The 15,193-nt window shown below is 59.9% G+C and carries 13 protein-coding genes; 4 read left to right on the top strand and 9 right to left on the bottom strand.

Annotation, left to right across the window (positions count from 1 at the left end; all coding sequences use genetic code 11):
* Window positions 1–1,047 (bottom strand): FecCD family ABC transporter permease, encoded by a 1,047-nt coding sequence (locus B0G52_RS11575; RefSeq protein ID WP_233162618.1) that lies wholly within the window; start codon window positions 1,045–1,047, stop codon window positions 1–3.
* 262 nt (window positions 1,048–1,309) lie between these two features.
* Between B0G52_RS11575 and B0G52_RS11580 the strand changes: the two genes are divergently transcribed.
* On the top strand, window positions 1,310–1,714 hold the full coding sequence (locus B0G52_RS11580; RefSeq protein ID WP_094044328.1) for a CBS domain-containing protein: 405 nt from the start codon (window positions 1,310–1,312) through the stop codon (window positions 1,712–1,714).
* Here the strand turns inward: B0G52_RS11580 and B0G52_RS11585 are convergent.
* A complete protein-coding gene (locus B0G52_RS11585) occupies window positions 1,704–2,588 on the bottom strand; it encodes an aminoglycoside 6-adenylyltransferase (RefSeq protein WP_094044330.1) in 885 nt (294 codons plus the stop codon). The genes B0G52_RS11580 and B0G52_RS11585 overlap by 11 nt on opposite strands.
* 30 nt (window positions 2,589–2,618) lie before the next feature.
* The gene (locus B0G52_RS11590) at window positions 2,619–3,095 is read right to left on the bottom strand and encodes a GNAT family N-acetyltransferase (RefSeq protein ID WP_094044332.1); all 477 of its coding nucleotides are present in this window, start codon (window positions 3,093–3,095) and stop codon (window positions 2,619–2,621) included.
* A 183-nt stretch (window positions 3,096–3,278) separates the two neighbouring features.
* On the opposite strand from B0G52_RS11590, the gene B0G52_RS11595 reads away from it, so the two are divergent.
* Window positions 3,279–4,061, top strand: a complete 783-nt coding sequence (locus B0G52_RS11595; protein WP_094044334.1) for a class I SAM-dependent methyltransferase — start codon at window positions 3,279–3,281, stop codon at window positions 4,059–4,061.
* A gap of 19 nt (window positions 4,062–4,080) precedes the next feature.
* Here the strand turns inward: B0G52_RS11595 and B0G52_RS11600 are convergent, their stop codons facing one another.
* The 6 genes from B0G52_RS11600 to B0G52_RS11625 are packed head-to-tail and all read right to left on the bottom strand — an operon-like array spanning window position 4,081 to window position 11,211.
* Complete coding sequence (locus B0G52_RS11600) at window positions 4,081–4,836, bottom strand: SDR family NAD(P)-dependent oxidoreductase (protein ID WP_094044336.1); 756 nt, start codon at window positions 4,834–4,836, stop codon at window positions 4,081–4,083.
* Window positions 4,823–5,599 carry an SDR family NAD(P)-dependent oxidoreductase gene (locus B0G52_RS11605; RefSeq protein WP_158223669.1) on the bottom strand — a complete coding sequence of 259 codons (777 nt, stop codon included), beginning with the start codon at window positions 5,597–5,599 and terminating at the stop codon, window positions 4,823–4,825. The genes B0G52_RS11600 and B0G52_RS11605 overlap by 14 nt, the downstream gene beginning before the upstream one ends.
* 34 nt (window positions 5,600–5,633) lie before the next feature.
* Window positions 5,634–7,643: an ABC transporter ATP-binding protein gene (locus tag B0G52_RS11610; protein WP_094044340.1), complete on the bottom strand. Its 2,010-nt coding sequence runs from the start codon at window positions 7,641–7,643 to the stop codon at window positions 5,634–5,636.
* A gap of 12 nt (window positions 7,644–7,655) precedes the next feature.
* Window positions 7,656–8,552: an ABC transporter permease gene (locus tag B0G52_RS11615; RefSeq protein WP_094044342.1), complete on the bottom strand. Its 897-nt coding sequence runs from the start codon at window positions 8,550–8,552 to the stop codon at window positions 7,656–7,658.
* 18 nt (window positions 8,553–8,570) lie between these two features.
* Window positions 8,571–9,497, bottom strand: a complete 927-nt coding sequence (locus B0G52_RS11620) for an ABC transporter permease (RefSeq protein WP_094044344.1) — start codon at window positions 9,495–9,497, stop codon at window positions 8,571–8,573.
* Between the two features lie 22 nt (window positions 9,498–9,519).
* Window positions 9,520–11,211, bottom strand: a complete 1,692-nt coding sequence (locus B0G52_RS11625) for an ABC transporter substrate-binding protein (protein WP_094044346.1) — start codon at window positions 11,209–11,211, stop codon at window positions 9,520–9,522.
* Between the two features lie 303 nt (window positions 11,212–11,514).
* Here B0G52_RS11625 and B0G52_RS11630 point away from each other — a divergent pair, with 303 nt between their 5' ends.
* Together B0G52_RS11630 and B0G52_RS11635 are read left to right on the top strand one after the other, a co-directional pair.
* Window positions 11,515–12,765 (top strand): MFS transporter, encoded by a 1,251-nt coding sequence (locus tag B0G52_RS11630; protein WP_094044349.1) that lies wholly within the window; start codon window positions 11,515–11,517, stop codon window positions 12,763–12,765.
* An 18-nt stretch (window positions 12,766–12,783) separates the two neighbouring features.
* Window positions 12,784–15,132 (top strand): helix-turn-helix transcriptional regulator, encoded by a 2,349-nt coding sequence (locus B0G52_RS11635; RefSeq protein WP_094044351.1) that lies wholly within the window; start codon window positions 12,784–12,786, stop codon window positions 15,130–15,132.
* The last annotated feature ends 61 nt before the right edge of the window (window positions 15,133–15,193 follow it).

A 15,193-nucleotide genomic window follows, 5' to 3' on the forward strand; every position in this document is an offset into this window, starting at 1 on the left:
CTACAGCTCCCTCCTTTCCTTATTCGCAAGATAGAGGAAGAAGGGCACCCCGATAAGCGCGATCAGCGCGCCGATCGGCGTCTCGAAGCCCGGACGCACCGTTCTCGCGGCCAAGTCGGCCAGCACGACGAGCACTGCCCCGAGCACGGCCGAAGTCGGTATGATCCACCGGTAATCCACGCCGACCAGCTTGCGCGCGAAGTGAGGCACGAGCAAGCCCACGAACGAGACCGCTCCGACGGCGGATACGGCCGAGCCCGCGAGCACGATGACGATAACCGTTCCCATGAACTTGGTAAAGCCCGAACGAAGGCCGAGCCCTTTCGCCACGTCTTCGCCGAGGCTGAGCAGCGTGATCGATCTCGACAAGGCGATCGCTCCGGCGATGGCCAACGCGATCCACGGAGCCATGACTTTCAAGTGAATCCATCTCGTTCCGGCTACGCCTCCGGCATACCAGAACGCCAGATCCTGACCGATCCGGAAATAGAGCGCTATGCCTTCGCTTAACGCGGTCAGCAGCGCGGACAACGCGGCGCCCGCGAGCACGAGACGAACCGGCGTCAGTCCGCCCTTGGCAATCGATCCGAGCGCGAATACGAACATGGCGCTTAACGCCGCGCCGATAAAACAGACCAGAACGAGGTACGAATAAGACAGGCCCGGAAAAAAGGCAAAACAAACCGCGAGAGCGAAGCCCGCTCCCGAGTTTAATCCCAGCAGACCCGAATCGGCCAGCGGATTGCGCATCATCCCTTGCAGAATCGCGCCCGCTACCGCGAAGCTGCTGCCTACGAGCACGCATCCAAGCACCCTCGGCAAACGCAGCTCCTGAATGACCTGGTGATCGGTCAAGTCCGGATTGTATTGGAAAACAGCCAACCATACCTCTACGAAACGGATATCTCTCGCTCCGAACGTCACCGACACGCCGATGCCCAAGATTAGCGCGACGATGCCGCCCAGAATGATCAGAATAGCGACATTCGGACGCGAATGAATTTGCTTGACCGCTTCGGCCGCGCTCGCCGGCCCGACGGATTCCAGCGCATCTGGAGCCGCGGACGACAGCCCGGGCTCTTTGGATTGTTTGCTTTTTACTGCCACGTTAGGTCTTCCCCAGTCTAGTGAATTTTGCAGTAACTCGCATTCTGCAAGCCGACTCTTTATATTGATAAAGATTATCATTATCATTTTTTGCTGTCAATGATTAATCCCCATTGCTCCCGGACGGGGGAGACCTCGGAGCCCAAATATGTTTTAATAGTACTGTAGCCCGACAACGACCCGAGAAGGAGGAACGAACCCGATGGAAATCCGATCGTTTTTGCTGCCCAAAGAAAAAGTCGCGTATTTAACGACCGCGGAGTCCATGAAGGAAGCGCTGGAGCTGCTGGAAGCTTCCCAGTACTCCGCCGTGCCCGTCATAGATACGAAAGGCAAATATATCGGCACCCTGTCCGAAGGAGATCTGCTCTGGAAGCTGAAATGCACGCCCGGACTGAACTTCGACAATATGGACGAGATTCCGGTCGCAGAGATCAAGAAACGGATCTACAACGAGTGCGTAGCGATAAACGCCCATATGGAAGACATGCTGACGCTGGCTGCCGACCAGAACTTCGTTCCCGTCGTCGACGACGCTCGCGTGTTCCTGGGACTGATCAGGCGCAAGGACATCATCGAATATTACACGAGAAACATTACCGACTGACGCCTCGGCCGTCCTCGGCCTCGTTCGCCCATGCCCTTACGCGCAATAAGTACGCCGTAACCCTTTCGTCCTCTTCCCGAGCATATTCGCAATTCAGTCTTCCCGCAACCTCCTCGGCGGTCGAGCGGAACAGCTCCGCCATGACGAACAGCGCCTCCCACGCCTCTTCGTATGCGCCGCCCGGGTAGGTCGCCGTCAGCTTCCGCCAGTCTTGCTCCGTCATGTACCTTTCCAAGTACTTTCCGCATTTGCCGATGCTGACCGAGAAGCCCGTCTCGAATCCGACGCGCCATTCGATCAGCTTCAGCAGCATCGGCCTCATGATCGAATTCAAGTGCTCCAGAGCAAACAAAATTTCCTTTCTCCACAGCCCTTTGGCGACATACGTAGACACCATCCAAAATTCGTTGCAGCAGTCCGCGAAAAACTCCGCCGACGGGCGCTTGACCCAGTGATCCTCGTCGCTCGAAGGCGGAACGCCCGGGAATACGCCGTCCTTGTCGAGCAGCACCTGCATCAGCTTGTCTTCCTTGCGGTATTCCTCCGCCTCGTCCAGCGGAATCAGGGTAAGATCCGCCTTGTTGCCGTCCGTAAAAATCATTAAGTAGGAAAAGCGCTTCCCCAATTCGGAAGGAAACAGGGCCATGTCTTCCGGCGTCTGCAGGATGATGCGCTCCCCGAACCGGTCGATCCAGGACGGATCGTCGATAAAGAGAGCCATGTCCGTGACGTGATAGCTGATGTCGTAGTCCTGGAAAACATCTCTGGGGGCGTTCGGATTCGTCCGCGAGCCCTCCAGCGTAACGGCGCGGATCTGCTCGTACTCGCGCGCGCAGTCCAAGAACATGGCCATCATTTCGCGTTCGCTTCTCATGTTCCCTCGTCTCCCTCCCGTTTCCCCGGTCTACACCGCTCGCCCTTCCTGCTCCAACTCAAAGGTCATGAACGCGCTGTAAGGGTCCTCTGCGTAGTCGGCGAACGGCTCGCAGCAGCGAAAGCCGAAGCTCTCGTACAAGGTTCTGGCCGGTATGAACGAATCCATCGATCCCGTCTCCAGGCTTAACCGCCGATAGCCGCGATTTACGGCTTCGTCCACGATATGCTGAAGCATGCGCCTGGCGACGCCCTTCCTCAGATGGGCCGAAGCCGTACGCATCGATTTGATCTCTCCGTGCAGCGGGTCCAGTTCCTTCAGCGCCCCGCAGCCCATCAATTCGCCCTGATCCCATACGCTCCAGAACGTGACGTCGGGCCGTTTCAGCCCGGTCAGATCCAAGGCATGCACGCTTTCCGGCGGAGACCCTTCCGCCATCGACGCCAGATGCTGCCGAATGAGCTCCCGCACCTCGCCGCCCGTCAAGTCGTCCACTCTGATTTCCATCGTTACCGCTCCCCGCCGTCCAGGTCTCTTTTTAATTGTTATTCATTCTTCCACGATATCAAATCTGTTCCGCAACCGTCCACGGAAAAATGCGTTCTTACATTAGAATACATAAGCCAGACCGCTTCGCAAAAGAAATAGGGAAGACACAGCTCCAAGCCAGCGAAAAAAAGGAGGCCGTTCATGCAAAAAGAGCAGTCCGCAGCCAATAAGACGGCATGGGAAACGAAAGCGTATCAAGCCTGGGTGGAGGCGCACGGAACGCCGGAAAATCTCGCGGAGGAATTGAAGCGAACGCATCGGCATCTTCTACGTTACTGGTTGAAGTACATCGGCGAGCCGGCCGGCAAACGCGCGCTCAACCTTCTCGGCTCGAACGGCCGGAAGGCGGTCTCTCTTGCGCTGATGGGAGCGGACGTGACCGTCGTGGACATCTCGGAGGAGAATCGTCTGTACGCGATGCGGACAGCCGAGGCGGCGGGAGTGCGGATCGACTACATTTGCGCCGATGCGACGAATATTCCGGAAGAAGAGAAGCTGGGGCAATACGACATCGTGCTGATGGAGTTCGGCATTTTGCATTATTTTGCGGAGCTCGATCCGATCTTCTCGACGGTTCGCCGAAGATTGGCGCCCAAGGGACGGCTGCTTCTGACCGATTTCCACCCTTTTGCCCGCATATGGAAAAGTTGGCGAGAGGGCCAGACGCCCTCCGACTACTTCGATAAAAGGTTCCATGAAGGGGACGTGGCGTTCATTCAACTGCTGCCCGAAGAGGAACGCGGCGGCCTGGGCAAGGTGATGACGCGAGGCTGGACGGTCGGAGACATCGTCACGGCAGTCGGGAAAGCGGGCTTGTACGTCCGGGCTTTCGAGGAGTTCCCCTCTTCCGCTCCCGGCCTTCCGGAGTTTTACACCTTGGTCGCGGATCAAATCGAAGCGGAGCTGCCCCCGCTTCATCCGTGACCGACAAGCTTGGCAACTGTCAATAAGCCAGCAAACCGCCGTCAATGACCAGTTCGGTTCCCGTCACGTAGGACGATTCGTCGGACGCCAAGTACAGCACGCCGTACGCGACGTCCTCCGGACTGCCGAGCCGGTTGAGCGGGATGACAGACAGGTAGCGGTCCCTCTCCCGGTCGGCGGCAGCTTGAACAAGCGGCGTCTCGATCAGGCCGGGGTGTACCGAATTGACGCGGATACGGTCGGGAGCCAGCTCGACGGCGGCGCCCTTCGAGAAGCTTCTCAGCGCGCCCTTGGCCGCCGAGTAGGCGCTCGACGGGCCTCCCAACGACTTGATGCCGGCGACGGAGGAGATGTTGACGATCGATCCTCCCCCGGCCCTGCGCAGTTCGGGAACCGCGTGCTTAACGCCGAGGAAAGCCCCCGTCAGGTTGACCGACAGAATGCGATCCCACGTCTCTTCCGCATCCAGGCCGGCCACCTCGGGAGAGCTCGCCGCGATCGCGGCGTTGTTGACAAGAATATGCAAAGCCCCGAACCGTTCGACCGATGCCGAGACGACCCGAATCCAGTCCTGCTCCGAGCTGACGTCGTGACGGAGCGCGATCGCCTCTCCGCCGCCGCGCCGTATGCGCTCCGCGACTTCCTCCGCCAGCTCATAGCGCATGTCCGTTACGACCGTCTTCGCGCCTTCCGCGGCGAACAGCTCCGCCTCGCGCGCGCCCATGCCTCGCGCCGCGCCAGTAATCAGCGCAACTTTCCCGTCAAGTCTGCCCAAGTGCTCCCTCTCCCGCCTGTCTTCTCGTAACGATATCCTTCCGAGACCTCGCCGAGCTGCCGCCGTCGACGATCAGCTCGCTGCCGTTCACGTAGGCCGATTCGTCGGACGCCAGGTACAGCACCGCATGCGCCACGTCTCTAGCCGTGCCCCGCCTCCCGGCCGGAACATCCTTGTCGTAATCCGCGTACAGATTGCCCACGACGACCGCATTGACGCGAATGCCGTCCTTCGCATGCTCGATGGCCGCGCTCTTGGACAGAATCCGGATCGCTCCCTCCGACGCCGCGACCGAGCTGCCCGCCTGCGGAGAGACGGCGGACGACGACACAACGTTCACGACGGCCCCGCCTTCCCGGCGCAGCGCCGGCGCGGCCGATCGGATACCGAGATACGCGGACGACGTCCACGTTCGCAGCACCCGTTCCCAGGAAGCGAGCGTCTCGGTCTCCAGAGACCGCTCACGATCATGTTCCCGATATCCGCCCGCGACATAGACCAGAATATGAATGGAGGAGAACGCCTTTGCGGCTTCCTCTACCGCGCTCTTCCACGCGGACGAAGACGCGGCGTCATCCAGAGGGACGACGACCGCTTCCCCGCCGAAACCGCGGATCTCTTCGGCAAGCTCCGCCACCCCCGGCTGACCGTCGTGCGTCAGAGCCACCTTGGCTCCCTCCCAAGCGAACAAACTGGCGACGGCCGCTCCTTCCGGATGAGCCGCGCCGACGATTAGCGCCGTTTTGCCGGACAATCTCCCCAAGTCGTTCTCCTCCTTCCCGTCCCTGAGTCGGACCTTACAACGGATAGTGGCACGCCGCCCAATGCCCCGGGCGAATCTCGCCCAATTCGGGCTGCTCCTCCTTGCATCGGGAGGTCGCGGCGGGACAGCGGGTATGGAAGCGGCAGCCCGAAGGCGGATTCGCCGGAGAAGGAATCTCCCCGCCGAGCGAAGCGGATCCGCGTCTGCGCCCGGGATCGGGCCACGGGATGGACGCGATGAGCGCTCTCGTATACGGATGAGCGGGCCGAAGGAACAGCTCCTCGCTGTCCGCGATCTCGACCAGCTTGCCGAGGTACATCACCCCGATCCGATCCGAAATATGCCGTACGACATGAAGGCCGTGGGCGATGAACAGAAACGTGAGTCCCAGATTCGTCTTGAGCTCCTGCATCAGATTCACGATCTGCGCCTGGACCGATACGTCAAGCGCCGACACCGCCTCGTCCGCCAGGACGAAGGAAGGCCGAAGGGCGATCGCGCGGGCGATGCCGATTCGCTGCCGCTGCCCGCCCGAAAATTCGTGGGGGTATCGCTCGCTCCACTGGGGGTCCAGACCGACCTGCCGCAGAAGCTCGCCCACTCTTTCCCGTTTCTCCGCCGCGGTCATCGTCGTGTGAATGGAGAGCGGTTCGGCGATAATGTCGCCGACCTTCCATCGCGGATTCATGGAACCGTACGGGTCCTGAAAGATCATCTGCATGTCCTTGCGCGATTCGCGAAGCTCCTTCTCTCCGAGCTCCCGCAAGCTGCTTCCCGCGAAGATCACCTCTCCCGAAGTCGCCCGCTCCAGCTGCAGGATGAGCCGGCCCAGCGTCGACTTGCCGCTGCCCGATTCCCCGACGAGACCGAACGTCTCTCCTCTGCGAATATGGAAGCTGACGTCGTCCACCGCGCGAATGGCCGCGGAACGCCCGAACAGCGTCCCCTTCTTCAAAGGATAGTATTTGCGCAGCGACTTGACCTCAATTAACGTATCCCCGGACTTGGCCGACTCGTTCGAATCGGCCCTCTCCCGCACTTCTACGGCCGCGGCGACCGGGCCTTCCGACTCCGCGAGAGACTCTGCATGCCAGCATGCGACCCGGCGCCCGTTCACTTCGGCGAGCGGAGGATCATCTTGCGTGCACCGCGCCGTCGCGTACGGGCAGCGCGGATGGAAGCGGCAGCCCCCCGGAAGCTCGGCAAGATTGGGGATGCTTCCCTCGATGGCGTACAGCTTGGCCCCTCGCTCGCTGTCCAGCGTCGTCACGGAACGAAGCAGCCCCTGCGTGTACGGATGATGGGGCTTTTCGAACAGTTGCCGCGCCGTCGCTTCCTCCGCCACACGCCCCGCGTACATGACGACGATGCGGTCGGCCATCTCGGCGGCGATGCCCATGTCGTGCGTAATCAGCAGAATCGCCATGTTGAATTCGGCCTTAAGCTCCTGGAGCAGCTGCAGAATCTGCGCTTGAATCGTCATGTCCAGCGCGGTCGTCGGCTCGTCGGCGATCAGCAGATCCGGTCCGCAGGCGAGCGCCATCGCGATCATCGCGCGCTGCAGCATGCCTCCGGACAGTTCGCCCGGATACTGCTTCATGCGCAGCTCCGGTTCGGGAATGCCGACTCTGCCAAGCAGATGAACGGCGCGCTCCCGCGCCTGAGCCTTGTTCCCCAGCTTATGCGCGACAATGACCTCGACGATCTGGCTGCCGATCGTGAATACGGGATCGAAGGCCGCCATCGGCTCCTGGAACACCATCGCCATCTTCTTGCCCCGCAAGCCGCGCAGCTGCTTCTGAGGAGCTTGGGCGATGTCGATGCCGTCCAATTCGATCCGTCCGTCCGCGATGACCCCGTTCTCGTAGTCGATCAGGCGCATAACCGATTTGGACGTAATCGTCTTGCCGCTGCCCGACTCGCCGACCAGGCATACCGTTTCGCCCGGACGGATGCCCAGCGACACGTCGGAGATCGCGGTCAGCCACCCGTTTGGAGTCGCGAATTTAACGGTCAGATTTCGAATATCGAGCAATTGCTTCATGCGGCGAGCCTCCTAGATTCGATTCTTCTTCGGATCGAGCCGATCCCGAAGCTTGTCGCCGAGCAGGTTGACCGACAGCACCAGCAGCGTAATCGCCAGTCCGGGGAACGTCGACATCCACCAGGCCACCGTCAAGTAGCCTCTTCCTTGCGAGAGCAGCGTCCCCCAGTCGGGAATTTCCTTAATGACGCCCAGACCGAGAAAGCTGAGCCCCGAGCCGACCAGAATGGAGGTGCCCAGACCGATCGTCGCCATGACGAGCAGCGGCGCCCAAGCGTTAGGCAGCACGTGACGGGCGAATATCCGCACGCGTCCGGCTCCGACGGATCGGGCGGCCGCGATGAACGGCCTGCCCTTGATGCTGATGATCTGACTGCGGAAGACGCGGGCATAGCCGGGAACCGCCGACAAGGCGACGGCCAGCACGATGTTGAACAGACTCGGTCCCATCGCCGCCGCGACCGCCAGGGCGAACAGAATGCCGGGGATCGTCATCATAACCTCGATCAAACCCATGATGATCGTGTCGATGACGCCTCCCAGAAAACCTGCGATCGCTCCGATAGCCGCTCCGATCAGCCCTCCGACCAGCACGGAGGCGATGCCGATCAGCAGCGAGTCCCTCGTTCCGTGCACGACGACGCTGAAGACGTCGCGGCCGTAATAATCGGTGCCGAACGGATGCGCGAGACTGGGCGACTGTATAATCGCGTCCACGTTCATCAGCGTCGGCGAATACGGCGCGATCTGTCCGGGGAAGAGCGCGCACAGCACAATAAAAAAAATGACCAGCCCGGCTCCGTATACGAGCAAGGCGGAAAAGCGGATTCCCGATCGGATGCGAACTCTCTCGCTTGCCGCCCGGCTCTCTCGCCAGGCGGGGGATTTGACCGCTACGGTATCTTCCATCCGGAACGCTCCTCTCTCTTATTGCAGCCTTCTGACCCGGGGATCGATCACGCGATAGGACAGATCCACGAGCAGGTTGATCAGGACGTACATGACCGCGGAGAAAAAGATCACTCCCTGAACGACGGGAATGTCCTTGGCCATCAGCGCATCCGAAATAATCCGGCCGATGCCCTGACGCGCGAATACCGTCTCGATAACGACGGTTCCGGCGAGCAGCTCCCCGCTGAGCACGCCGATCATCGTCAATGCGGGAATGAGCGCGTTGCGAAGGGCGTGCCTGTACATGACCAGCCGTTCGGACACGCCCTTCGCGCGCAGCGTGAGCACGAACTGCTCGTTGATGACTTCCAGCATGCTGTTGCGCACGAGCCTGACGACGTATCCGGCTCCGACGATCCCGAGTCCGATGGCGGGGAGCACCAGCGTCTTCCAGCCGTCGGACCCCATCGCGGGAAACCAGCCGAGCGTAATCGAGAAGATCAGAATGAGCAGAATGCCCGACCAGAATGTCGGCATCGATATGCCGAACAAGCCGATCACCCTCGCCGCGCTGTCGATCCACCGGTCGCGGTGAATCGCTGACAGCACGCCCAGCCAGATGCCGACCATGGCTGCGAACAGACTGCTGGCCGCGGTCAGCGCGAGCGTCGCCGGAAGATGCTTGAGGATTTTCGGAAGAACCGGCTCGTCGTTCAGCAGCGACTTGCCGAAGTCTCCCCTTAGCATGCTGCCGATATAGTCCGCGAACCGCGCGTAGAACGGGCGATCGAGGCCCAGTTCGGCGCGCAGGCTGGCAAGCGTCTCCTCGGACACGGTCGTCGGGTCGACGATCGAACGAATCGGATCTCCGGGCAGCACGTAGACGATGGAGAATACGAGCACTAGAGAGCCGAAGATGACGAGCAGGGAGGTCAACAATCTTAATCCCGCCGTTCTGAGCATCCTCTATCTCCTCCCTCGCGCTTTATTTTCCAAGATACACGTCGTTGAACAGCGGATACGCCAAGCTGTCGAACTTCAACGCCTCGACCGTCTTCGAAGCGGCGACCGTATACGGGAAGACGTAGATCGGAATGATGACCGCGTCGCGGATAATGATCTGCTGGATCTGCTTGTAGATGTCCTCGCGCTTGGCCGGATCTTGTTCGACCAGTCCCGCATCGAGCAGCGCGTCCACTTCGGCGTTGGCGTAGCCGGGGAGGTTCTGGGAGGCTGCGATCGACTTGGCGCCGGAATGATAGAAGTTGCGCAGCGCCTCCGGGTCGGAGTTGACCTGGCTGTTGCCGTAAATGTCGTAATTACCCTGCTCGAAAATGACGGTGCGGAAATCCTGCGTAATCTCGACTTCGACGGCGATGCCGACTTGCTTGAGCTGCTGCTGGACGATGGCCGCGATGTCGTTCCTCTTCTCCCGGTTGGGCGAACCGTCCACGTACCGCAGCGTCAGCTTCTTGCCGTCCTTGGCGCGAATGCCGTCGTCGCCCTTCAGCCAGCCCAGCTCGTCGAACAGGGCGTTGGCTTTGTTCTGATCGAACTTGTTGGCGTTCTCCAGCGACGCGTCGTAGCCGAGCGTGCCGGGAGTGAGCGGAGACCAGGCTTGGTCGTACGTTCCCAAGTACAGCGTCTTGACGATCGACCCGACGTCGATCGCGGCCTGCAGCGCTTGGCGCAGCTTCGTATCGCCCCAAGGCTCTCTCTTCTGGTTGATGAACAGCGTGAAGGGCAAGCCCTGCGTATTGGATTTGAAAATTTGCAGCTTGGCGTCGTTGGCCAGCGAGGCGATATTTTGCGGCGGCACCGTCTCTCCGGCCAAAATCTGACCGCTCTGAACGCTGCCGATGCGGGTCGCTTCCTCGGGCACGATTTTGAATGCGATCTTGTCGAGGTAAGGCGCGCCCGTATTGTCCACGAGCGAGTCCGGCCCCCAGTTATAGTCGGGATTGCGCTCTACGACGATCTGCGAGTTTTCCTCCCAGCTGACGAACTTGAACGGGCCCGAGCCGACCGGATTTTTGGTCAACTGATCGCCGTACTTCTCGGCGGCCGTCGGAGAGACGATGCTGACGAGCGCCTGGCTGAGATTGCCGAGGAAAGCGCTGGACGGCGTCTTCAAATTCAGCTTCACCGTATATTCGTCGAGAACTTCGGCCGATTCGTACGGGTAGATGAGGGATTGCGAGTTGGCCGCCTTCGTCTCCGGGTTCAAAATCCGGTCGTAGTTGTATTTCACCGCCTCGGCGTTAAACGGAGTGCCGTCGTGGAACTTCACGTCCTGGCGCAGCTTGAACGTGTAGCTCTTGCCGTCCGGCGACGCTTCCCACTCGGTGGCGAGCCAGGGATGAATCGAGCCGTCCGGCGCTTGGGCGACAAGGCTGTCGTGAATCGTCCGGATGACGCGAACGGCTACCGCGTATCCGCTGCGATGAGGGTCGAGCTGGTCCGGCGAAGTGGCCAGCGCATAGCTCAATTCCCCTCCCTGAGGCGTATTGCCGCTTTCGGCCGATGGAGAGGCCGACGATACGGCGGCCGCCGGAGACGCGCCCCCTGCCGCGCTTGACTCCCCCGAAGACGGCTTCTGAGCGCAGCCGGCCAGCGCGATGGCGAAGATCAGCGCCAGGACGGGCAACGAGCGAACGATTTTGCGTTTGTTGGACATTAGAATCACTTCTCCCTGTTTAGATATCGAGGCTTATACAGTTCGCAACCCCAATTTTCATTATTCTCATTGGTTTACATGGTTTTGACTTGGAAATAATCTATCACCTTTGCTCCCGATTGGCAACGAAATGGATAATAGATTATTTCTATCCATTCATAGCATTTTTTTAATATCCGCTCATTTCCCGAATCGCAAGCAGAAATTTGCTATCGCTTTATTGCATTTTTCTATTATTCAACGATCGGACCGTTCCCCTATGATGATCTAAAACGGAGGCCGCGAAACGGGGAGGAAAGCCTGTTGCAGCACTGGAAACGCAATCTGTACATCCTATGGCTCGGTCTGTTCATCAATCATATGGCTTATACGCTCTCGGTTCCGTTCTTCCCGCTGTTCCTGCACCAGGACTTGGGACTCACCAGCGGATTGGAGGCGTGGGCGGGCGTCTCGATCTCGATCAGCTTCCTGATCAGCGGATTGTGCGCGCCCTTCTGGGGATCGCTGGCCGACAAATACGGCAGCAAACCGATGCTCGTTCGTTCCGGAGTCGGGTTGGCTGCGGCCCATCTGGCCAATTATTTCGTATACGATCTGTTTACGTTCATTCTTGTGCGGATTTTCCAAGGGTTGATGGCCGGCTTCAGTCCCGCTTCGGTCACTTTGGTCGGCACCAATACGCCAGACAAGCACGTCGGCTACGCACTCGGGGTCATCTCCACGTCGACCGCCGCGGGAGGCATTATCGGTCCGCTTGCCGGCGGTATTCTGAGTCAATGGGTCGGACTGCGGGGTTGCTTCATCGCCTCGGGCGTCATTACGCTGATCTCGGCCGTCATCGTGCTCGGCGTCAAGGAAGTCCGCGAGAAGAGGAGCGGAGCCCGTCCGAGCGTGCTGCAGGACCTGAAGCGGGCCGCCGCGACTCCCCGGCTGCTTCGCATTTACGGGCTGATCTTGGTCGTGTCGGTCTCGGTCCTTGTGCTGGAGCCGCTGCTGACGATATTCGTCGTGCAGTTGGGAGCCGACGAGAGCAACGCCATGCTCAGTGCGGGAATCGTCTTCTCGGCGGTCGGTGTGGCGACGGTGTTAACGGGTTCGCGCTGGGGGCGGATCGGCGGAAAAATCGGCTATGGGAAAACGCTGATCATCGGACTGATCGGCGGCGGGCTCGGCAATCTGCTTCAGGCGGTTGTATCCCATCTGGCCGGCTTCGCCATGCTGCGCTTCGGCTACGGGCTGTTCTTCGCCGCCGTCTATCCCGCGCTGAACGCGCTGATCGTTCAGCACGCGGACGCCGACTTTCGCGGCAGAGCCGTCAGCCTGAGCCAGACCGCCAGTCAGCTCGGCATCGTCATCGGGCCGCTGCTCGGCGGCTTCCTCGGGGGATGGATCGGGATTCCGCTCGTTTTCCTTCTTACCGGCATCGCGCTGCTGGGTTCGGCGTGGTATGTCCAAGCCAGCGGCTTCGACCGGCCGCAAATCGCCCGAGCCCGACAGGAGAACCGGGAGACCTTGTCGAACATTGTAAAAAACGATTCGTCCGGCCCATCCTGAAGGAGGATCAATTTTTACATGTGGAAGAGGTTCCTGCTCCGGAGAAGGAGCGTTATCCTGACCTGGCTGTTGTCCTATCTGGCCATCCTGTTCGTCCCTCTTCTCATCAGCAGCTTCGTCTATTCCCGATCCCAGGAGCTGCTCAAGAGCGAGATCCACCATGCGAACAACGTCCTGCTGCAGGAAGTCCGCGAAGTCATCGACAACCAGGTCGACAGCGTAAAGCGGTTGACGACGGAGCTGATCTGGAACGTGCGGCTTCGGGCCTTTATGTACTCCAGCCTCTACTCGACCCCGGCAAGCCTGGACGGAGAGCTGTACAATCTGCATATCGCGGCGAAGGACTTGGCCATCTACCGAACCTTGTATCCTTCCATCCGAACGTATTACGTCTATTGGAAAAACATGGACCTTATTTTCGAACCGGGCATCTACCGCGACCATAAGCTTGCTTACGAGACGATCCACGAGAACGACGCCATCTCCTACGAGATCTGGCTGAACCTGCTGCAGCGCAAAAACGCGGGAGGCTTCATCAAGCTGGCCAGCAAGGACGCCAAGCCCAGCACGCTGGCTTACATTCAATCCTTTCCCGGCGAACGGCTGGAGAGCTCTCCCGGCACGTCGGTCGTCCTCCTCGATACGACGAAATTAATGGAGACGATTCGCAACGTTCAAGCCTTCAGCGAAGGCCAGGTGCTCGTCCTGAATCCGGAAAAGCAAGTGCTGGTCTCGACGGACAGCACCCAGCAGCCGCTTTATCTGTCCAACATCGCCTTCGAAGGACAGAGCGGCTCCGCGTTCGAGGAATACAAGGGCGAGCCGTCGGAGTTCATGTACATCAAGTCGAGCAACTCGGAGCTGATCTACGCCACCGTCGTCCCGAGCACCCTGGTCTGGCAGAAAACCGACTCGCTGCGCAGCATCATGTATATCGGCATGCTGATCAGCATCGTCGGAGGCCTTATTTTGTCGGCCTTGTTCCTGCTGCGGAACTACAGCCCGATTCAGCGGCTGCTCCGTCTGCTCCAGACGGTCGAGAAAAAGGAAGCGGCTCCCGTCGGGGACGAGTTCCACCGGATTCAGCAAGCGATCTCGGATACGCTGGACGAGAAAGGCCGGATTTATTCGCGAATGAAGCAGCAGTCCTCCATGCTTCGTTCGAATATGCTGACCCGCATGCTGAAAGGACGAATGGACAACCGGCTCGCGCTCGACGAGTCGCTGACCGCCTTCGACGTCCATTTTCGCTCGGAGAGGTTCGCCGTTATTCTGTTTTACGTCGACGACGAACGCTTCTTCGAGCATATCGACGCCGTATCGGTCCGGGACAAGACGCGCCTGCTCGAATTCATCGTCGCCAACGTCGTCGAGGATTTGGCCGGCGAGAAGCATCAGGGCTTCGCCTGCGAGATCGACGACAACATCGCGTGCCTGATCAATCTGACCGACGGTCCGCACGAAGGGCTGCGCGAGGATCTGCGGGAGATCGCCCTTCGGGCGTCCCGTTTTCTGGAGGAGAAATTCCGCATCGACACCCTCGTCTCCCTGAGCGGCATCAAGTCGTCCCGTCAGGAGATCGCCGAGGCTTATCGGGAAGCGGTGGACGCCATGGAATACCGGATCGTCGTCGGCGACCAGGACGTGTCCGATTACGACGAACTGCGGCGGGAAGAAGCGCTCGCTCCCCCGTCCGACTACTACTACCCGATTCAAGTCGAGCAGCAGCTGATCAATCTGATCAAAGCCGGGGAAGCCGACGGAGCCGAGGAAATCGTGCGGGGCCTGCTGTCCCGAAGCCGGGAACGCGCCTCCCTGTCCGTGGAATGGGTCAAATGCCTGATGCACGATCTCGTCGGCACCCTCCTCAAGGCCGTCGGAGAGATCGGAGGCCCCGTGGACGGCTTGGCCGCCCGCATCGCGCAGCTCGTCAACTGCGAGTCGAGCCAGGAGATGGAAATCCAGCTCGCGGCGGCGGTCAGGGAGACTTGCGAATTCGCGCTGAGCAGGCAGAGGGAGAACACCAGCTCCTCCCGCAACCAGGCGATGATGGAGCGCAGCCAGGACATTCTGGCCTTCATCTCGGCCAATTACCGGGAAGCGAACCTGAACATCTCCATGATCGGAGAGCGCTTCGGAATGACGCCGACCTACTTGTCGAAGCTGTTCAAGGATCAGACCGGGCAAGGGCTGCTCGATACGATCAACCGCCTTCGCATCGAGGAGGCCAAGACGCTGCTGCGAGGCACCAAAGAGAGCATCAAATCGGTCTCGTCCCAAGTCGGCTTCCACGATATCAACACATTTATCCGCACGTTCAAGAAATACGAAGGCATTACCCCGGGACAATTTCAGAAGCTGGGTTAAGGAAGAGGCTGTCCCATAAGCCAACCAAGTTGCTGTGAAAGATAATCGATGATAAAGGTGC

The organism is Cohnella sp. SGD-V74, from assembly GCF_003001675.1.
Classification (GTDB): Bacteria; Bacillota; Bacilli; order Paenibacillales; family Paenibacillaceae; genus Cohnella.